This is a genomic window from Haloarcula sp. JP-Z28 (assembly GCF_011440255.1).
Taxonomy (GTDB): domain Archaea; phylum Halobacteriota; class Halobacteria; order Halobacteriales; family Haloarculaceae; genus Haloarcula; species Haloarcula marismortui.
In genome coordinates this window covers 14,758-34,363 of the sequence record NZ_JAAOHT010000029.1, presented here as the reverse complement: position 1 = coordinate 34,363, position 19,606 = coordinate 14,758, and the positions used below count along the sequence as shown (strand labels likewise).

Here is a 19,606-nt window from a genome sequence, read left to right as displayed (position 1 = left end):
CCCACTGCGCACGGCATCGTCTTTACTTTGTGACAGGCCGTAGACACTGTATGGACGACCTCACAGTGACATTCATCGACCGGGGCCGCGTACAGGCTGACCGAAACTTCGTCGTTGACGGCCACAGCGTCGCGACAGCCTCTCACCGTGACCCGGAGCACGAGTACGAAACGTACGTTGTATGGAACCTCATCATCGAGACGCCCGAGCTAACCGTCCTCTGGGACACCGGCTCTCACCCAGAGGCCGGCGACGGGTACTGGCCGACGCCGCTGTACGAGGCGTTCGCACACATCGATGCCGCCGAGCATACCCTGCCGGCAGATCTCGAAGATGCGGGCTACAGCATCGACGAGATCGATGCCGTCGTGATGAGCCACCTGCATCTGGACCACGCTGGCGGCCTGCACAATTTCGCGGGAACGGACGTGCCGATCTACGTCCACCGCGAGGAACTCCCATACGCGTACTACAGCGCCAACACGGACGACGGTTCTATCGCTTACCTCGCCAGCGATTTCGACCGCGACCTGAACTGGGAGATCGTTCACGGCGACAGCTATCACCTCACCGATGGTATCGAACTGCTTCACCTCCCTGGCCACACCCCAGGGCTCATGGGTGCATTCATCGACCGCCCGGACCAGCCGCTCCTCGTCGTCGGCGACGAAGCCTACGTTGAGGCGAACTACGCGGGCCAACCAATGGCGACGAGCCTCCTGTGGAACAACGGCGCGTGGAAGGAGAGCCTCGAACGGTGCCGCGACCGCCAGCGGGCCACGGGGGCTGAAGTCCTACTCGGTCACGACCTCGCGGTGTTTGAGGACGTAGCCGGGGCGACAGACTGAGACGCGGTTCGTTGGGTCAGTCCGAGACAACGACGAGCGTTCGGCGCTCGCCGTCTTCAGTTGCCACGATCCACCGGTTATCGTGCCGCTCAACGACTGCCCACACGCCGAAAAACAGGTGTAACTCCAGTTCGAGACCGTTGACGCGTTCGCCGGTCTCTTCGATACGGAACTCCCGGGACGCAGCAACGTTCGTCATGTCACAGACGAGATGGCAGCCAACGGCGTGCCGTGGCAGTGGCTGCGTTGGCCCGTTTGCGCGCGGCTGTCACTGTTCGAGATAGCCGTACGTCTCCTCCAGATAGTCGATGATCCAGTCGACCGTCGACTCGTCGTAGGTCCAGAAGCCGTAGAACTCGCGCGGTTCGCGCTCCTCGGCCAACAGGGCGCATTTCTGGGTCGGGTCACCCCCGCCATCGAACACGACGAACCACGAGTCGGCGATCTCGTTTGACCGTTCCAGATGCAGCGAGAACGTACTGTACTCGGGCGGTTCGACGTCAGGGACAGCATAGGCGTGAACATCCACGTCGGTCTCACCCAGTCGTTCATAGAGGTCGAGTTCGCCCTGAAGCGTCGAGAGTGTCTGAAAGCCGGCGTGCAGGGTTCCCTGTCCCACTCGCCATGCGCGATCCTCTATTTCGCGCGATGCGGCGGTCATCCGTTGAATCGACCACGAGGTGAACATGGTCTCATCAAGGTGGTCGAGAATCGACACGTACGGGCTGTTGTCACGCGTGATGTACTGTCGACCTTCGTTGAGCGCGTCCGTGAACGAGTTGAGGCTCGCGGCCGCGATCACCTCTGTGTCCTCGCTGAGGGTGATAAACTCGCCCGGTCGTCCGCTCTCGGTCTGCTCGGTCTGAACGTGGACGTTACGGTCCGCGAAGCGCTCGCGAAGGTCCTCGGCCGCTGTCGGCCCGGCGTTAAAGATAGTCAGCGTCTTCTGATGGTCCTCGACGCCGGTGATGAGTTCCGTTAACGACATCTTCGACTGTACATCGGTATTCACCGTGTTAGTCGTTGCGGGAGGGAGTTACGCGACTTACTAGTAGCGGCTGACACGTGTGGGTTAGCTGAATATATCGACCCTGTGAATCTGTCCCACTAGTGACGAACCCCCATTTCGAAAACGGCAATCTGAGGTGCCTGAGCCGAAAGATAACGATTAATGAGTGGTGACATAGTGGAAAATCTTTAGTCATGGCCCCCCAACGGAATGATACGGCACCAGAGCTGGGGCCGAGGATTTCACCATGACAGACAACGAACTAATCTGGCGAATCGCCGGTGGTTCCGGTGACGGAATCGACTCGACAAGCCAGAACTTCGCGAAGGCCTTGATGTGGTCGGGGCTGAACGTGTTCACACACCGCCATTACCCGTCGCGTATCCGCGGCGGCCACACGTACGTAGAAGTACGTGCGAAAGACGAACCGGTACAGTCCCGCGGGGACGGCTACAACTTCCTGCTGGCCCTGGGTGACTCCTTCGCCCGCAACCCACAGGAAGAGGCCTACTACGGCAAAGAAGAGCTGAAACCGCTGTACGAGAACTTCGACGACCTCCGAGAAGGTGGCGTCTTGCTGTACGACGAGGGACTGCTCGACGACGAGGACGTCGACGAGATCGGTCTCGAAGAGGCCGCCGAGGAGAACAACTGGCACGTCGTCCCGATGGACCTCCGCGGTATCGCCAAGGAGCACGGCCGCGAGATTATGCGGAACACGGCCGGTATCGGCGCGACAGCGGCGATTCTCGACATCAGCACCGACGAGTTCGAGAAACTCATCACACAGAATATGAGCGGCGACATGCAGGAGGCGAACCTTAACGTCCTGCACGACGCCTACGAAGCCGCCAGCGAACTCGATGTCGACCACGACATCGAGGTCCCCGAGGGCTCCCACGACGAGGAGCAGGTCATTCTCTCGGGCTCGAACGCGATTTCCTACGGCGCAATCGACGAGGGCTGTCGTTTCATCTCGGGCTACCCCATGACTCCGTGGACCGACGTGTTCACGATCATGTCACAGCATCTGCCCGAGTTCGGCGGCATCTCCGAACAGGTCGAAGACGAGATCGCGGCCGCTGCGCTGGCGCTCGGTGCATCCCACGCCGGCGTGAAGGCCATGTCCGGGTCCTCCGGCGGTGGCTTCGCGCTGATGTCCGAACCGCTCGGACTGGCAGAGATGACCGAGACGCCTATCGTGCTGGTCGAAGCGATGCGGGCCGGCCCCTCGACGGGGATGCCGACCAAGCCCGAGCAGGCTGATCTTGAGCACGTCCTGTACACCTCACAGGGCGACTCCGCCCGCGTCGTGTTCGCACCGGCGAACATCCGCGAGTGTTACACGCAGACCCGCTCGGCGTTCCGCATCGCCTACGAGTACCAGATCCCGGTCATCGTTATCTACGACCAGAAGATTCAGGGCGAACTCCGAAACCTCCCGGCCAGCCACTTCGACGAGGAGCCAAACGCCGATCCCGGCTCGGTCCTCACCGAAGAGGAGATTCAGGACGCCGCACACCACTCCTCCGGGAAGTTCCAGCGGTTCCTCCACGAGCCCGAGGACGGCTCGAACGTCAGCCCGCGCTCCGTGCCGGGCCAGAAGGACGGCCGCTTCCTCGCGACAGGCAACGAGCACAACCCATCGGGCCACATCAGCGAGGACCCCGAGAACCGCATCGCCCAGATGAACCGTCGGCTCAACAAGCTCGACGACATCCGTGCTGATCTGGACGAGAACACGTCCCACCAGACTTACCACGGACCCGAGGAAGCCGACTACGGCATCCTCGTGTGGGGCAGCCAGCAGGGGACCGTCTTCGAGGCCGTCGACCGACTCAACGAGAACGGCCACTCCGTGAAGGCGCTTGGCGTCTCCGACATGGCTCCGTACCCGAAGGAGGAAGTCTCCGAGTGGCTCGAATCAGTCGACGAGGCGCTCGTCGTCGAGATGAACGCCACGGCCCAGTTCCGCGGCCTAACTCAGAAGGAACTCGGCAAGTACGGCGATAAGATGTCGAGCCTCCTGAAGTACAACGGCAACCCATTCGAGCCCGCCGAGATCGTCGACGGGTTCGAGTCCAGCATCGACGGCGAGGAACTCGCCGCGAGCAACATGAAGTACGTACCCGCGGCAGGTGACTAACCTATGAGTGCATTCTCAGCAATCAACGAAGAACGCGAAATCGAGCGCGACGAGTTTACACCCGGCATCGAACCCCAGGCGACCTGGTGTCCGGGCTGTGGCGACTTCGGCGTCCTCAAGGCGCTCAAGCAGGCCATGCCGGAAGTCGGCAAGAACCCCGACGAAGTCGCGCTGTTCACCGGTATCGGCTGTTCGGGGAAGCTCAATAGCTACTTCAACAGCTACGGCTTCCACACCATCCACGGCCGCTCGCTGCCCGTCGCCCGGGCCGCGAAGCTCGCCAACCCCAACCTCGAAGTCATCGCGGCCGGTGGGGACGGCGACGGCTACGGTATCGGTGGGAACCACACCATCCACACGGCCCGTGAGAACCACGATATGACGTATATCGTGTTCAACAACGAGATCTTCGGGCTGACAAAGGGCCAGACATCGCCGACATCGCCCAAGGGCCACAAGTCCAAGACACAGCCCCACGGCTCGGCGAAGTCGCCGATCCGCCCTCTGTCCCAGCAGCTCAACGCCGGTGCGACCTACATCGCCCGGACCGCGGCTGTCAACCCGAACCAGGCGAAGGAAATCATCGCCGAAGCCATCGAGCACGACGGCTTCGCGCACATCGACTTCCTGACCCAGTGTCCGACCTGGAACAAGGACGCGAAACACTACGTCCCATACACGGACGTCCAGCAGTCCGACGAGTTCGACTTCGACGTCTCGGACCGCGCGGAAGCCGCCGAGATGATGCGAAAGACCGAAGAGCGACTGTACGAAGGCGAAGTGCTCACCGGTCGGATGTACATCGAAGACGAGCGCCCCTCCTACGGCGAGGAGAAGCGCCAGATCGGCGAAATGCCCGAGGAACCGCTCGCAGAGCGGTACTTCGACGAGGACGCGGAGTGGGAGCGGACCTACGACAACCTCCTCGAACACCACAAATAAGCCTCGCTGCCGGACTGCGGATACCCCCCGAACGTGGGTTTCTGGTTCGGAAGATATTTTTTCATGCACCGAAAAGATTAGTGCATGAGTGCCGAGTCTACGGAGCGTCGAATCCTGTCGGTCCTTGAAGAGGACGCACAGGCCTCGTACGCAGAAATCGCAGAGCGAGCGGAGGTATCGAAGCCGACAGTCCGGAAATACATCCAGAAACTCGAAGAGGAGGGTGTCATCGTCGGCTACTCCGCCGATGTCGACCCGAAGAAGCTGGCGGGCCAGTCGATTGCGCTGGTCGGCATCGACATCGCGAGTGACTGCTACGTCGAAGCCACGCGGAACCTCAAGGAGATTCCGGAGATGGAGGAACTGTACACGTCTAGCGGCGACCATATGCTAATGGCGGAAGTCCGGGCGATGGACGGTGACTCGCTGGCGGACGTCATCGAAGACAAGATCCTCGCTCTCGACGGTGTTACCGCCGCACATCCGTCGTTTCTGCAGGAACGGCTGAAGTAACGGGTTTTTAGACGCTCCAGTGCTGACTGCACGGTATGCTTTCTCGGCTGGTGCTCGGACTCGGGCCGACGGCCGCGGACCTTCTCGACGCGATTAGCGACGACCGCGGCGAGCTGGCGGTCGTGACCCAGGACGAGCACCGTGCTGAAACGCTCCGGGCGGACGGGATCAACGTGCTCGAAGCCGACCAGGCCGACCCATCTGTTCTCGCCGACCTCGACTTTCACCCCGAAAGCATCATCGTCGCCAGTGAGGATCCCAAACAGAACGCCGACGCGGCAACGGCCGCGCGTGACTGCTTTCCCGATGCGTTCCTCCTCGCATACGCCGGCCACGGCGCGACAACCGACCAGCGCGACCGGCTTGACAGCGTGGCGGACCGGCTGGTCACACCGGAGACCGTCGTCACCGACTACGTTACCCAGTCGGTCGGCGACGAAGGAACGCGGGCCAGACAGCTCCATCAGGTACTGCGGGACATCGACGACCACCTCGCTGTCGTCATGCACGACAATCCCGACCCTGACGCGATTGCCAGCGCTGTCGCCCTCGGAGCGCTCGCTGAACGAGCCGACTGCGAGGTGACGATCTGTTACTACGGGGAGATATCCCATCAGGAGAACCGGGCGTTCGTCAACCTCCTCGAGTTTGACCTCCGAAACCTTGACGCCGATTCACCAGACGAACTGGAAGCGTTCGACGCGTTTGCGCTAGTTGACCACTCCAGAGCCGGTGTCAACGACCAACTCCCGCCGGAGACCCCCATCGACATCGTCATTGACCATCATCCGCCACGCGTTCCGATCGAAGCCCGCTTCGTCGATCTCCGAAGCGGCGTCGGGGCGACGAGCACACTGCTGGTCGACTACCTCCAGCGGTTCAACGTTGACATTCCGACACCTATCGCAACGGGCCTGCTGTTCGGCATTCAGGTCGACACGAAGGACTTCCGCCGGGAGGTCGCTGCCGCGGACTTCGAGGCCGCCGCACATCTCGTGACGAACGCCGACATGGCAACGCTCCAGCGAATCGAAGACCCAAGCGTGAGCCCGGAGACGCTGTCCGTCATCGGCCGCGCGATTACAAACCGCGATCAGGAGGGCTCAGTGCTCCTGACTGGTGTCGGTGAGATCAGTGACCGGGATGCACTCGCACAGGCGGCTGACAGGCTCCTCGACCTCGAAGGCGTCCAGACGACGATGGTGTACGGCGTCGTCGATGGGACGATATACGTCTCCGCTCGGGCACGTGGGGCAGATATCGACCTCGGCGAGGCGCTGCGGGACGCCTTCGGACAGATCGGGTCCGCGGGCGGTCACGCCGATATGGCGGGCGCACAGATCGACGTGGGGATGATCACCGTCGACGACCGCGAGGAATCACTGGAGGAGATTGTCCGCGCTATCGTTTCCAATCGGTTCCTCGACGCTGTCCAGTCGCGGTCCCACCGGCTGCTTGGGCGCGTCTACGCCCGTGCTGACTACGACGTGGCCGCGTTCACGGAGTCGACGGCGCTTAGTCAGGACAGCGACGACACCTCAGCGACGGCCGAAGGCGCATCTGGAGAGGCTGGTGACGACGGCACAGCGGACTGGAACAGCGATGTGATGTTTCTGGAGAACGGCGACGAAGACGGTGGTGACGAGCCAGACCAGGCAGCCGACGCGGCTGAACCGACAGACGACGAGGCAGAACAGGGAGAGGACAGCCCGGAAACGCTCGTCGAACCCGACGACGGCGAACCGCTGTAGGCGAGCCTTTTTTGCTGTCGGTCGAGAACGCAGTGCCGATGGAGGATTCGAATCGCCCGACGGTCGGGGACTATATGACACGCGAGGTTGCCACCGTCGAACTCGACGACACCGTGGGAGAGGTCGCCCGACGAATCGCCGACAATGACCACTTCAGCGGGTTTCCGGTGACTGACGGCCGCCGGGTCGAGGGATTCGTTAGCGCGCGCGACCTGCTGCTCGCAGAGGACCACGAGCCGATGTTCCGCGTGATGACCGACGATATCCTTGTGGCACATCCAGACATGGCCGTGCAGGACGCGGCGCGCGTTATCCTGCGGTCGGGCATCCAGAAACTCCCGGTTGTCGACGACGCCGGCCATCTTGTCGGCATCATCTCGAACGCTGACGTGATCCGTTCCCAGATCGAACGGGCGACACCGGGCAAGGTAGACAAGCTCGGCCGGACGCTCGAGAATATCCACGGGATCACGACACACGAAGGCCGCCGTGAGGTGGACCTCGATGACCTGACGCCAACACAGACAACGGTGTACGCCGACGAACTCGAAGGCCGGGTGTACGAACTGGAACGGGGACTGGCGGAACCACTCGTCGTCATCGACAACGGCGGAGACCTCCTGCTGGCGGATGGCCATCACCGCGTGAAAGCCGCTGCCAGACTCGACATCGATGAGATGGACGCCTACGTCATCGTCCTCGATGAGACGGTCGAACTGGGGATGGCCGAGACGGCTGCAGACTCCGACTTAGAGTCAATCGACGATATCGAGGTCGTCGACTACGCACACCACCCGCTCGTACAGACAACGGAACGACTCCAAGACTAGTCCCTAGCGGTGTGATCGACGGTAGCACCCCGCTTTGCCCGAACCTTCTTACTAAATCATGACATACACCGGAGTATGTTCGACGAGTCAGACCTCCAACGAATCCGCGAGCAGAAAGACGAGTGGGAAGCCGAGACACTGGACCCCGTACTGGACGCTTACGGCGAACGCAAGGAGCGGTTCGCGACGGTCTCAAACCTCGATGTAGACCGGCTGTATACGCCACGCGACGTGGATGGCCTCGATTACGAGGAAGATATCGGCTTCCCCGGCGAGGAGCCGTTCACACGCGGTGTCTATCCGACAATGTACCGCGGCCGGCAGTGGACGATGCGACAGTTCGCGGGCTTTGGCACCGCTGACGAAACCAACGAGCGGTTTCACTACCTCATCGACGAGGGCCAGACCGGGCTCTCGACGGCCTTCGATATGCCGACGCTGATGGGGATCGATTCTGATGACGTGATGGCCGACGGCGAGGTGGGCAAGGAGGGTGTCGCCGTCGACACACTGGCGGACATGGAACGGCTGTTCGACGGCATCAATCTCGGCGAGGTGTCGACCTCTTTTACTATCAACCCCAGCGCTCCCGTCATCTATGCGATGTACATCGCGCTGGCCGACCAGCAGGGCGTCCCACGCGAGGAAATCCGTGGGACGCTCCAGAACGATATGTTCAAAGAGTTCATCGCACAGAAAGAGTGGGTCATCCCGCCAGAGCCGTCGCTGAAGCTTGTGACCGACACCATCGAGTTCGCCAGTCAGGAGACGCCGAAGTTCAAGCCCATTTCTGTGTCGGGGTATCACATCCGGGAGGCCGGCTCGACAGCGGTACAGGAGCTCGCGTTTACGCTCGCGGACGGCTTCGCCTACGTCGAGGACTGTCTGAACCGTGGGCTGGATGTTGACGAGTTCGCCCCACAACTCTCCTTTTTCTTCAATTCACACAACTCCATGTTCGAGGAGATCGCGAAGTTCCGCGCGGCCCGGCGCATCTACGCTCGGGTAATGGACGACTGGTACGACGCGGAGGCCGACGCGAGCAAGCAACTGAAGTTCCACACCCAGACCGCTGGCCAGTCACTGACTGCCCAGCAACCGCTGAACAACATCGTCCGGGTGACGATTCAGGCCCTCGCAGGTGTGCTGGGCGGGACCCAGAGTCTGCACACCAACAGCTTCGACGAAGCGCTTGCGCTCCCGTCCGAACAGGCGGTTCGGGTCGCCCTCCGGACACAGCAGATCATTGCGGAGGAGTCAGGGGCCGCCGACATCGTCGACCCGATGGGCGGCAGTTTCGCCATCGAGTCACTGACCGACGAAGTCGAAGAGAAGGCAATGGCCTACATCAATCACATCAGAGACGAACTCGGAGACGGGTCGGTCCGGGACGGCGTCATTCAGGGGATTCAGGACGGCTACTTCCAGCGTGAGATTCAGGACGCTGCCTACGAGTATCAGCAACGCGTCGAGAGCGAGGAAGAAGTCATGGTCGGCGTCAACAAGTACACCGTCGAGGAAGACACCGAACCCGAGATTCTCACCGTCGACGAGGACGTACAGGAACGCCAGCGGGACAAGCTCGCGACGGTCAAAGCAGAGCGCGACGACGCGGCTGTGGAAGCGGCGCTCGATGACCTACGGCAAGTGGTCACCGACGGGGGGAACGTCATGCCTGTCATCATCGACGCGGTGAAAGCCTACGCGACGATGGGCGAGATCATGGCCGTCTTCGAGGCAGAGTACGGGAGCTATCAGGAAACGGCCAGTGTCGCGTAACGGCGCTCTCGTAGCACGCTGCCCGGACCTGTCGAGTCACGATAGGCGTCTCATCGCAGTGCGTTCGTGTTGCTTCGTCGAAAACGCCGCTGATCACCGTGTCGCTCTGGTCACGAACTGGCCGCGTCGTCGATTCGCTCGGAGACGTATATGACGAGGCCAAGCAACACGCCAAGGACGATACCGATAGTGACAAACCCGTAGATAGCGACACCGAGCGGCGTCGGCGGCAGTGCGATTACACCGAACAGTTCCGGTTCGAGGTCCTCCGGACGAATGCTTCCAAGGACGAACCCCATCACACCGGCAAGCACAACGATAGCAACGTACAGGCGAAGGACGATTTGCTGTCCGGATCTGGCCTCGGCTGACTCGCTCATGTGAGACCAACGGCTCGGAGACGATTAGCCTTTTTCACTTCCACGCCGTAGCTATCCTATGTCACAGAAGGAACTGTTGTTTCTCGTCCTGACCGGAATCGCGCTCATGATGTTCGTGACGGCTATGGTACTGGTCTCTGGCGCAAGCTAACAGGCACTGTCCGTTCTGGCTGCGAACGAAAAGAAGCGGACGAAAACAGGGTTCGGGACGCTTACGAGTCGTCTTGTTCTTCTTGGCCGCCGTCAGCGAGCAGCGATGGGTCCTTTTCGGGCGCCTCGGCTTCGAGTTGCTCGTCGAACCACTGGAACTCGCGGTCCAGCATCCCGTCGCTTTCGAGGTCCCACGGGTCGCCGTCCTCGACTTTCGGGCCCTCAAGCCAGGACTGGACGATGTTCCAGACGAAGAACAGCTGACCGATGAACAGGATGAATGCGCCCACCGTCGCCGCCTGATGGAACGTCGACACCTGCGTCAGCGGTGCGATAGCGCCGTCAAACTGGTAGGTGGCGTACCGCCGTGGCATCCCCAGGTAACCCAGTGCGAGCATCGCGAAGAACGTGATGTTGGTCCCGACCATCGAGAACCAGAAGTGGGCCTTCCCGAGGGTGCGCTGGTACATCCGACCGGTGAAGATGGGGAACCAGTAGTAGATGCCCGCGAAGGCCGCGAAGCCGATGGCCCCCATCACGATGTAGTGGAAGTGCCCGACGACGTAGTAGGTGTCGTGCAGGATCAGGTCAACGGGGATGGAGGCGAGGAACACGCCCGTCACGCCGCCGATGATGAAGTTCGAGACGAAGCCGATACAGAACAGCATCGGCGTCGTCAGACGCAGGCGGCCGTTCCACATCGTCGTGATCCAGTTGAATGTCTTGACTGCGCTCGGTATTGCGATAGCTAACGAGACAGCCATGAACGAGGCCCGGAGCCGCGGGTCCATGCCCGTCGAGAACATGTGGTGGGCCCAGACACCGAACGAGAGGACGCCGATGGCGAGCGTCGAGTAGACAACGAACTTGAAGCCGAACAGCTTCCGGCCCGAGAACTTCGGCAGGATGAGGCTAACCAGTCCCATCGGCGGCAGGACGAGGATGTACACCTCAGGGTGGCCGAAGAACCAGAACAGGTGTTGCCACAGCAGCGGGCCACCGCCCTCGACCGCGAAGAACGTCGTTGCAAGGTTCCGGTCCAGCAGCAGCATCACGATGGCGCTCCCCAGTAGCGGGAAGGCGAACAGGATCAGTGCGGACTGGGTGAGGATTGTCCACGAGAAGATATCGAGGTTCGCCCAGTTGACCTCCTCATTGCGCTCCGTGAAGATGGTCGCAATGAAGTTGATCGCCCCCATCGTCGCTGCGACGCCCGAAAGGTGCAGCCCCAGCAGCATCAGGTCGACACCGGGGTTCGCCTGCTCGACGGACAGCGGCGTGTACATCGTCCAGGCCGTTCGAGCCGGCTCGATCATGTTGTCGGTCACCGGCGCGAGGAAGAACCCCGCCCAGATCAGCAGTGCTGCTGGTGGGAGCAGCCAGAACGCGATGGCGTTGATACGCGGGAACGCCATGTCATCAGCCCCGATAAGCAGGGGGATGAAGTAGTTCGCGAACGCCGCGATGATGGGCGTCCCGAACAGGAACAGCATCGTAATGCCGTGACTCGTCAGGATGGAGTTGTAGGCGTTGTTGCCGAGGATGGCCCCTGCGGGCGTGACGAGCTGGATACGAATGAGCATCGCCATGATCCCACCGACAGCCAGGGCGATGACCGCGTACACCCCGTACAACAGACCGATGTCCTTGTGATCGACAGTTGTTAGCCAGCGAATGATACCTGCGGGTTTCTCACGGTTGATGACCGCCGTCTCGTCACCCGTGACGGCCCCGCCACCCGCGAGCGGCGTATACGAACGCCAGTTCTCGACACGGGTGAGAAGCGCGGCGACGCCGACGAGGAGGACGGCCATCAGCCCCGTCAGCACAATATCTCCTGCTACCATAGTCGTCCTTCAGGACTGGGACATTATCAAAGGGTCGATTCCTGCAGCAACGACCATAAAATACGGCTCCCATCCAGCATTACAGCTTCAAAAATAAGGGACCACTCACACTGTCGCCCGGTACCAAGCGCGGGCGTCTTCGAAACGGTCTGTCTGCAACTGGCCGCTCAGCCTTCGTGGCCCAGTTCGTCGTTCTCTTTCTCGGCGTTCTCGACAGCCTTCCCCGCGTAGTACGTCAGGACAGCGAGCAACAGGAACATCGAGATAATCAACGCGAACTGCAGCCCGGAGAAAACGGGGTCCGTTCCGAACGCCGGGAACACGGCAAATGCAACGATGAAGAAGAAGAGGATCCCAAGCGGAATGATGTTCACGGTGAGGTCGAGCAGGGTGTCTTTTTCGAACCCAAACAGTGCCATGTCTGCCCGTTAGCACAGGCCAGTAAATAGATTGTTGGTTTCCGTATCGGGCAGGGACCCGTCTCAGACAGCGGTCTGTTCCATTATCGAGGCAACGCCACCCATTGCGATCATCACTGTGCCCGCCACGGCGACAGCCACCAGCCGAGTGAACAGCGGCCCGGTCCCGACATTTGAGAGTGCGATGTCGGCGACCGGAACCTGCCAGAGCGTAAACGCAGCAGCGAGGACAATGAGAATGACGCCCACACCCAGCATGGTCGGCCACGGCCGCCCCACGTACCCGGACTCCGTGAGGATGCCGGCGATACTACCGCCAAACAGTATCAGCCCGAAGACAGCCACTGGAAAGAGTCCGACGAACACGCCGATCTCTGACAGTGCTAATCCCAGTGCAACGAACAGCGGCCACGGGCTCGCAGTCGGATACTGGTCGCTTAGTCCCGGCTCCTCTGCCATACCAACACTTCGGTTCGAATCATCATATGTCCATCGGACCGCGCCCGTGGGCACAAACTATTTGTTCACCATCCGGCTTGGTGGGAGTAATGAGTACACGCACGGTCGAGCGGGTCGACGGGTGGGAGTCGGTTCCGTTCGACGGCGGGTTCGCGGGCCTACAGGACCTCGCCGGGCAGGAGTTCTCCGGCGCGGTCATCACGGGTCCGACGCGCCTGTTCATGTTGAACGGGACCGTCGTCGGCGTCCTCGACGGCACCATCGAGGATTTCGAGGACGCGTCGGGAACAGCTAAGCGGTCACCGCACGAGGCCTTGCCACTGCTTGCAGTGATGCAGGAGCGCGCCGACGAGGTGAAAGCACAGTACTACACCGAGGATACGGCGCTTGCAGAAGTCGACCAGACCCTGTCGAGTGGCAACTTTACCGGCTTTATCGAACTCTCCGAGAATGTCCTCTCGGGCGACTACTACACCGTCTACCACCAGGGCCGCTCGATGAGCGTCGCGTGGGTCGGGAACTCTGACAATCTGCTCACTGACGATGAGGCGTTCGAGACGGCCAACGACGAGGTCGGCATCTACGAGGTTATGCCGGTCGACATCGAGCCGATCGAGATTCCGAAACCGCCGGAAGACGAGACGGACGAGCAGTCAGCGGACCCGGCGGCTGCCGGCGTCGACCCGCTCGACGCTGGTGACGAGACAGCCGCTACCGACGAACCGGCTGATGCTGGTGTGGCGGACGCCGCGGCGACAGGCGAGGAAGAGCCGGACGGGGCACCGCAACGCGACGACGCTCGCAGCGACGAGTCGGTCGAGACGCCACCGGAAGCCACTAGGGACAGCGGAACCGATAGAGCCGACGACGCTGGGCAGACTCGGACCGCAGCAGAGTCGATACCGGACCGCGGCCCTGCAAGCAGCGGCCCGCCGGGGTCGAAAGCTGCCGGTGCGAATCCGGGCCGGTCCCGCCGCAGTTCCGAATCGGACGAGCAACCGAACGTGGACGAAAAGCCGAATGCGGACAGCCGGCCAGACAGCAGGGTGACCGACCGGGCGACGGCAGACACCGACACCGCGACGCAGACGGAACCGACTGAACGGGAGACCGGGGTGCGTGAGACTACCGGGGAAACAGAGCCGAAACGCCGGGGGACCGAGCCGTCACAGACACGGGAAGCCCAGCAAGCCAGTACCCGCAGTTCACCGGCACAGACCGACCAGACGGCTTCGACAGACCGCCACCCTGAACCGACCGACTCGAAACCGAACCAGAGCACCGAGCCACAGCCGTCCAAGGCACAGCCCGGGACTGATTCGCCAACTCCGACACCCGAAGCCGGCTCTGGCGGGGCAAGTACGGACCTGGAGACGCGCTCGGTCCCGTCGCTGGACCCGAACAAGTCCGGCGGTGCGCAGGAAAGCACACCCTCCAGCGTGTCATCCACCCAGACGCCACCAACAGGTGGGCAAGAGGTATCGACGCCACGACGTGACCAGCCAGCCCAAGACGACCCGACATCGTCAACCGAACCCAGTGTGCAGGGACCAGCACCGGCTCAGGAAAGCCGTGGCACACCTACGAAAGACCCACAGCCGGTCGATACGCCGCAGTCCCAGCCGTCGACAGGGGACCAGCGACAGTCGCCTGCCGACGAAGAGCCAACACCGCGCGAGGGGGAGCGCGTCGCAGAACTCGAATCCGAACTCGAACAGCGAGCCGAGACGGTGTCGGAGCTCGAATCCGAACTCACCGATCTGGAGGCAACAAATCAAGAGCTTCGTGACGAACGCGACCGCCTGGAGTCGGAGCTAGCCGACGCGCGGGCCAAGATCGACCAGCTGGAAGAACAACTCGACGAGCAAAACGACGACGCCGCAGGTGGTACCCGGCTCAGCGCCGGCGAGGCGATAAACGGGACGAACCTCTTCGTCAGGTACGACTCGAAGGGCAAGGCGACGCTTGAAGAGGCCAGGGACGGCGAGGCGAGCCGCGAGGAGGTCGAAGCGAACCTCAGGCTGGAGTACCACACGCAGTTCGAGGCCGAGGGCGCTGCGGTCAACGGGACGCCGTTCGAGGAGTTCCTCGAAGACAGCATCCAGTACCGCTTTGTCAACTGGCTCATCCGGAACCTCCTCTACGAGATTCGGGACACCGGGCACGCGGGCGCGATGAAGGACCTCTACGAGGGCCTCCCAGCCATCGACCGCGCCGAATTGAACGGCAACGTCACGGTGACCTACACCGAGGATGGACAGGAGAACCGCTCGCAGGAACGGTTCGATGTGGTCGTCCGCGACCGGATGGGGAACCCGCTGGTTGTTGCAAACATCAACAACTCGCGCGAACCGGCCTCCGAGGACCAGATGTCGGATCTCATCCGGAACGCCGAGCGGGTCGGCAACGCTTCCGGGTCGCTCGCGTCAGCGTTTCTCGTCACGAGTAGTTTCTTCGAGCCGGGCGCACTCGAAACCGCCGAAGAAGCTACCTCTAGCGGGCTGTTCAACCGGGATAAGCGGAAGAGCTTCGTGAACCTCTCGCGCAAAGAGGGCTTTCACCTCTGCCTGTTAGAAGCGAGAAACCAGGAGTTCCACCTGGCGGTCCCGGAACTCTGAGAAAGAAGCTTAGCCTTCGATTTCGGCTGCGTCTTCGATCTTCATACCTTCGAGCTTGTCGATGATTTCGTCGACCTTCTCGTCAAGGTCGTCGACGAACTCACCAGTCTGTTCGGTCGTGATCGCACCCTGGCTGGAGGGCTCGATGAGGTTCTCCTCTTCGAGAACGCGCAGGGAGTACCGCACCTTGTGGTGCGGGTAGCCGGTTTCGTTGGACATCTTCACGATACCGATAGGCTCGTTCTCGATAACCATGCGAAGCACCTGCAAGTGGCGCTCCAGCATGTCAACTTCCTTTTCAAGCCTGTCTATCATGGCAATTGTTAACTTGTGTTTGCGGTATTTAAAGGTTCTCCCTCGGATAATCGCTACAACGTTGATACGTTTGAACAGGGGTGTCTTAAAACCGTCGTAACGATTCACATGGGTACTGCTCACGAGCGTGAGTTCCGGACCGTAATCTGTTTATCACGGTGGATGGAAGGTGCGTGCGATGACCGTAACCATCGTCGGCTCACAGCTCGGCGACGAAGGGAAGGGCGGCATCGTCGACCTGTACGGCGACGACGTAGACGTCGTCGCGCGCTATCAGGGCGGCGACAACGCCGGCCACACCGTCGTCCACGAGGGCGAGGAGTACAAGCTCTCGCTGGTTCCGAGCGGAGCCATCCGCGGCAAGGTCGGCGTACTCGGCAACGGGTGCGTCGTCAATCCGCGAACGCTGTTCGACGAGATAGACACGCTCCAGGAACGGGGCCTCGACCCGGACGTTCGCATCGCCGAACGAGCACACGTCATTCTTCCGTTCCACCGCGTGCTCGACGGTATCGAGGAGGAACTAAAAAGCGAAACGGATGACGAAGTCGGGACGACGGGCCGGGGTATCGGCCCGACCTACGAGGACAAGGCCGGTCGCCGCGGCGTCCGCGTCGGCGACCTGCTCGACCCGGACGTGCTCCGCGAGCGCCTCGAATACGTCGTTCCGCAGAAGCGGGCCGTCGTCGAGGACGTGTACGACCTCGATGTCGACGAGCTTGACGATCCGGACGCCTTCGACGTGGACGCCATCTTCGAGGAGTTCCGCGAGTTCGGCCGTCGCTTCGAGACGGAAGATATGACCGTCAACGCTGGGGCCTTCCTCAGCGCGACCATCGACGAGGGCCAGAACGTCATGCTGGAGGGCGCACAGGGGACAATCATCGACATCGACCACGGGAACTACCCCTACGTCACGTCATCGAACCCGACGGCCGGCGGCGCGGCGACCGGGACCGGACTCAGTCCCGGTGTCGTCGGCGACGGCGAAGTCATCGGGATCGTGAAGGCGTACCTCACCCGCGTCGGCAGTGGCCCGCTGCCGACCGAACTCGGCGGTGTCGTCGGCGATACGCCCGGCTACGACGAGCAGGGCGAGGGCGAAAACGAGGAGCTGGCCAACTACATCCGCGAGGAAGGCGGCGAGTACGGCACTGTTACCGGCCGTCCGCGGCGCGTCGGCTGGCTCGACCTGCCAATGTTGCGCCACTCCACGCGCGTGTCCGGCTTTACCGGCATCGCCATCAACCACCTCGACGTGCTTGCCGGCCTCGACGAAGTGAAGGTCGGCCACACCTACACGCTCGACGGCGAGGAGCTGGCATCGATGCCTGCGACCACCGAACAGTGGGCCAAGTGCGAGGCGAACTTCCGGTCGTTCGACGGCTGGCCCGAGGTCGACTGGGCGGACGCCGCCGAAGAGGGGTACAACGCACTCCCCGAGAACGCGAAGGCCTACGTCGAATACATCGAATCAGAACTCGACACACCGGCCTACGCCATCGGCGTTGGTCCCGGCCGCGGCGAAACTATCGTCCGCGAACAGCCGTTCTGAGCGCCCTTTCTCTCGGATTCGGCGTTTGAGTGCCCACTTACCTTCGCCCAGCGGTGGGGCGGTACCACTGAGAGAGCGGCAGACTTTTGCGACCGCCGGTCTTGGTCGAATGTATGAAAGAGGACCTGATGGAAATTATTTGCTGCCCTCTGGACAAGCACGACCTCGACCTCGAAGTGACGGAGCGCGACGACGGCGAGATTCTGTCGGGCGAACTCACCTGTACCGAGTGTAGCGAGACGTTCCCCATCGAGGACGGCATTCCGAACCTGCTCCCGCCGGACATGCGCGACGAGGCACCGGCCTGAACCTTTTTTTCCTCGCCACGCGGAGTCACATCCGTGCCTGACTCCCTGCCCGTGCACCTCAACCGGACGGACATCCACAGCCTGGACGTTCCAAAGGAGTTCGACGCGACAGGGAGCTTCGATGTACAGCTAGTCAATCACGGCGAGGCGCTGCACGTCCATCTCCACCTCAGCGATTCGCTCTCTTCTGTCGCCTCGCTTGACGCCACAAATCACCACGTGCGGGCCGAAACCGACCGATTGGTCAGAGTGACCGTCGACGGTGACGGACCAGTCCGTGGCAAGCTAAAGGTCGTGACTGGATACGGCGCTGAGACTCGATACATCGACATTTACATCCCGGAAGGCGGGACGGAGAACGAACCGGTCATCGTCGACGAGGAACTGTCAAAGCCACAGCCGAAACCGGCGACGGACTCAGAACCCAGCCTCGAAGACCTGTCGGCTGGACCGATACTGGCGGCTGGCGGTTTCACAGCCCTGATTGCGGGGCTCATCACGCTGGTACTCACCGAAAGCGTGCTGTTGACCGTTGCCGCCGTATTTGCGGTCGCAATCGTGCTGGGACTCCTGTCCGTGACTCTTCGCTCGTCCTGAAACCCGGTTACTGCTCCGTCTCGACGCCGCCGAGGTTCTCCTCGTCGTCGAACAGCTTCGCCCGCAGGAACCGTGCGCGGTACCGGTTGGCTCCCTCGTAGATGTCCGCCTCGCGGATGTCGTCTGCCTCGCCGTCGGCGACAGCATCAATGATGGCTTCCAACTGTTCTTTCTCGCTTGGCGTGAGTTCGAACTCGTAGGTCTGGGACTGCTCGCCTTCGAGTTTCGTCCACTTGCGTGCGCCAGCGATGACGAGGGAACAGGGTTCACGGCAGGGGAATTTCCCCGACCCACCGTCGACGTCAAGTTCCGTTTCGTCGTCGTACTGCCACTCCCGGCGCTTGAGACACTGGGAATCGTCACAGCAAGCCTCGGCGACCCAGTTGACGTGTTCGTAGCCGTCGCCGCGGTCCCAGGTCTTGACAACGCCGTAAATCCCGGTCTGGCGGTCGACGGTGTCGCGCCAGTGGCTCACGTCCAACTCGCCCTCGCGCTCACGGTGCCAGTTCGAAATCGTGGCCGGATAGAAGAAGTCCACCGCCTGGACTAGCTCCGTCGGTCCGAGTTCGGGAAACACCCAGCCTGACTGGAGAGTGGGGGCTGTTTTCAGCGGGCGGTAGCGGTCACGGTCGTCGTGTTTGGCGAGGGTACGGGCGTCCAGTGGGTCGTCGTACGCGTCCAGCGAATCGGCGTCTGTCCCCGTGTCGTCGACGTGGCGGAGGTCGTACACCCGCTCGTCGTCCTCGTCCAGTGTCACGGTAATCGAGAGCTCACCCCACGTCGTCGTCAGCCCCTCTCGTAACTGGTCGTATCGGTCCGGAATCGGTGTCGACTCAGCGTTTTCGAGCCACCGGAGATACGCCCAGCGAGGCTCCGCCTGAGGCGCTTTTGCGTGCCAGAAGTACCAGTTCGAGATGTACTCGGGGTACGACGCGGCCAGGCCATCGAGGTCCGCGATACTCGTACTCTCTGCTTCCGCTGTCGTCTCGACGGCGTAGCGTCCACCCTCGACCGCTGCCTCGATACCGTCGAACGCGATACCGTCCGACGCTGCCTCGGCGAACGCCTCGACATGGGTGTCGTCCATACCGCCGCCGTAGGTGTCGCACCGGGAAAAGTCGCCTGTTCCGGCAATCGGAG

The 19,606-nt window shown here is 61.9% G+C and carries 19 protein-coding genes; 11 read left to right on the top strand and 8 right to left on the bottom strand.

Annotated elements, in window-relative coordinates:
- Positions 1-50 precede the first annotated feature (50 nt).
- Positions 51-848 carry an N-acyl homoserine lactonase family protein gene (locus G9463_RS12205; RefSeq protein ID WP_165896850.1) on the top strand — a complete coding sequence of 266 codons (798 nt, stop codon included), beginning with the start codon at positions 51-53 and terminating at the stop codon, positions 846-848.
- 16 nt (positions 849-864) lie between these two features.
- Here G9463_RS12205 and G9463_RS12200 read toward each other — a convergent pair whose 3' ends face one another.
- Both G9463_RS12200 and G9463_RS12195 read right to left on the bottom strand, forming a co-directional pair.
- On the bottom strand, positions 865-1,047 hold the full coding sequence (locus tag G9463_RS12200) for a hypothetical protein (RefSeq protein ID WP_004956668.1): 183 nt from the start codon (positions 1,045-1,047) through the stop codon (positions 865-867).
- Positions 1,048-1,116: 69 nt separating this feature from the next.
- Positions 1,117-1,836, bottom strand: coding sequence for a DICT sensory domain-containing protein (locus G9463_RS12195; protein ID WP_004956670.1), 720 nt, complete (start codon positions 1,834-1,836; stop codon positions 1,117-1,119).
- 268 nt (positions 1,837-2,104) lie between these two features.
- Here G9463_RS12195 and G9463_RS12190 point away from each other — a divergent pair, with 268 nt between their 5' ends.
- From G9463_RS12190 to G9463_RS12165, 6 genes are all read left to right on the top strand, one after another.
- The gene (locus G9463_RS12190; RefSeq protein ID WP_165896849.1) at positions 2,105-4,003 is read left to right on the top strand and encodes a 2-oxoacid:acceptor oxidoreductase subunit alpha; all 1,899 of its coding nucleotides are present in this window, start codon (positions 2,105-2,107) and stop codon (positions 4,001-4,003) included.
- Between the two features lie 3 nt (positions 4,004-4,006).
- Positions 4,007-4,945, top strand: a complete 939-nt coding sequence (locus G9463_RS12185; protein ID WP_004516277.1) for a thiamine pyrophosphate-dependent enzyme — start codon at positions 4,007-4,009, stop codon at positions 4,943-4,945.
- 84 nt (positions 4,946-5,029) lie between these two features.
- Positions 5,030-5,458 (top strand): HTH-type transcriptional regulator LrpA1, encoded by a 429-nt coding sequence (gene lrpA1, locus G9463_RS12180; RefSeq protein WP_004956678.1) that lies wholly within the window; start codon positions 5,030-5,032, stop codon positions 5,456-5,458.
- A gap of 35 nt (positions 5,459-5,493) precedes the next feature.
- Positions 5,494-7,209 carry a DHH family phosphoesterase gene (locus tag G9463_RS12175; RefSeq protein ID WP_011223530.1) on the top strand — a complete coding sequence of 572 codons (1,716 nt, stop codon included), beginning with the start codon at positions 5,494-5,496 and terminating at the stop codon, positions 7,207-7,209.
- A 38-nt stretch (positions 7,210-7,247) separates the two neighbouring features.
- On the top strand, positions 7,248-8,039 hold the full coding sequence (locus G9463_RS12170) for a CBS domain-containing protein (protein ID WP_004956686.1): 792 nt from the start codon (positions 7,248-7,250) through the stop codon (positions 8,037-8,039).
- A 75-nt stretch (positions 8,040-8,114) separates the two neighbouring features.
- Positions 8,115-9,818, top strand: coding sequence for a methylmalonyl-CoA mutase family protein (locus G9463_RS12165; RefSeq protein WP_165896848.1), 1,704 nt, complete (start codon positions 8,115-8,117; stop codon positions 9,816-9,818).
- Between the two features lie 110 nt (positions 9,819-9,928).
- On the opposite strand, the gene G9463_RS12160 is transcribed toward G9463_RS12165, so the two are convergent.
- The 4 genes from G9463_RS12160 to G9463_RS12145 form a co-directional block, all read right to left on the bottom strand.
- Complete coding sequence (locus tag G9463_RS12160; protein WP_165896847.1) at positions 9,929-10,198, bottom strand: cox cluster protein; 270 nt, start codon at positions 10,196-10,198, stop codon at positions 9,929-9,931.
- Positions 10,199-10,410: 212 nt separating this feature from the next.
- On the bottom strand, positions 10,411-12,195 hold the full coding sequence (locus G9463_RS12155) for a cytochrome c oxidase subunit I (protein ID WP_004956695.1): 1,785 nt from the start codon (positions 12,193-12,195) through the stop codon (positions 10,411-10,413).
- 167 nt (positions 12,196-12,362) lie between these two features.
- Complete coding sequence (locus G9463_RS12150; RefSeq protein ID WP_004956700.1) at positions 12,363-12,614, bottom strand: DUF6684 family protein; 252 nt, start codon at positions 12,612-12,614, stop codon at positions 12,363-12,365.
- Positions 12,615-12,677: 63 nt separating this feature from the next.
- Positions 12,678-13,073: a hypothetical protein gene (locus G9463_RS12145; protein ID WP_007188907.1), complete on the bottom strand. Its 396-nt coding sequence runs from the start codon at positions 13,071-13,073 to the stop codon at positions 12,678-12,680.
- 89 nt (positions 13,074-13,162) lie between these two features.
- Between G9463_RS12145 and G9463_RS12140 the strand changes: the two genes are divergently transcribed.
- The gene (locus tag G9463_RS12140; RefSeq protein WP_165896846.1) at positions 13,163-15,691 is read left to right on the top strand and encodes a hypothetical protein; all 2,529 of its coding nucleotides are present in this window, start codon (positions 13,163-13,165) and stop codon (positions 15,689-15,691) included.
- Positions 15,692-15,700: 9 nt separating this feature from the next.
- Here the strand turns inward: G9463_RS12140 and G9463_RS12135 are convergent, their stop codons facing one another.
- On the bottom strand, positions 15,701-16,006 hold the full coding sequence (locus G9463_RS12135; protein WP_004516266.1) for a hypothetical protein: 306 nt from the start codon (positions 16,004-16,006) through the stop codon (positions 15,701-15,703).
- 178 nt (positions 16,007-16,184) lie between these two features.
- Between G9463_RS12135 and G9463_RS12130 the strand changes: the two genes are divergently transcribed.
- The 3 genes from G9463_RS12130 to G9463_RS12120 all read left to right on the top strand — a co-directional run bounded on the left by G9463_RS12130 (position 16,185) and on the right by G9463_RS12120 (position 18,466).
- Positions 16,185-17,561 carry an adenylosuccinate synthase gene (locus G9463_RS12130; protein WP_165896845.1) on the top strand — a complete coding sequence of 459 codons (1,377 nt, stop codon included), beginning with the start codon at positions 16,185-16,187 and terminating at the stop codon, positions 17,559-17,561.
- A 113-nt stretch (positions 17,562-17,674) separates the two neighbouring features.
- Positions 17,675-17,869 carry a methytransferase partner Trm112 gene (locus G9463_RS12125; protein WP_004956717.1) on the top strand — a complete coding sequence of 65 codons (195 nt, stop codon included), beginning with the start codon at positions 17,675-17,677 and terminating at the stop codon, positions 17,867-17,869.
- Positions 17,870-17,920: 51 nt separating this feature from the next.
- On the top strand, positions 17,921-18,466 hold the full coding sequence (locus G9463_RS12120) for a hypothetical protein (RefSeq protein WP_007188910.1): 546 nt from the start codon (positions 17,921-17,923) through the stop codon (positions 18,464-18,466).
- Between the two features lie 7 nt (positions 18,467-18,473).
- Here the strand turns inward: G9463_RS12120 and G9463_RS12115 are convergent, their stop codons facing one another.
- On the bottom strand, positions 18,474-19,553 hold the full coding sequence (locus tag G9463_RS12115; RefSeq protein WP_004956723.1) for a DR2241 family protein: 1,080 nt from the start codon (positions 19,551-19,553) through the stop codon (positions 18,474-18,476).
- Positions 19,554-19,606: the final 53 nt, after the last annotated feature.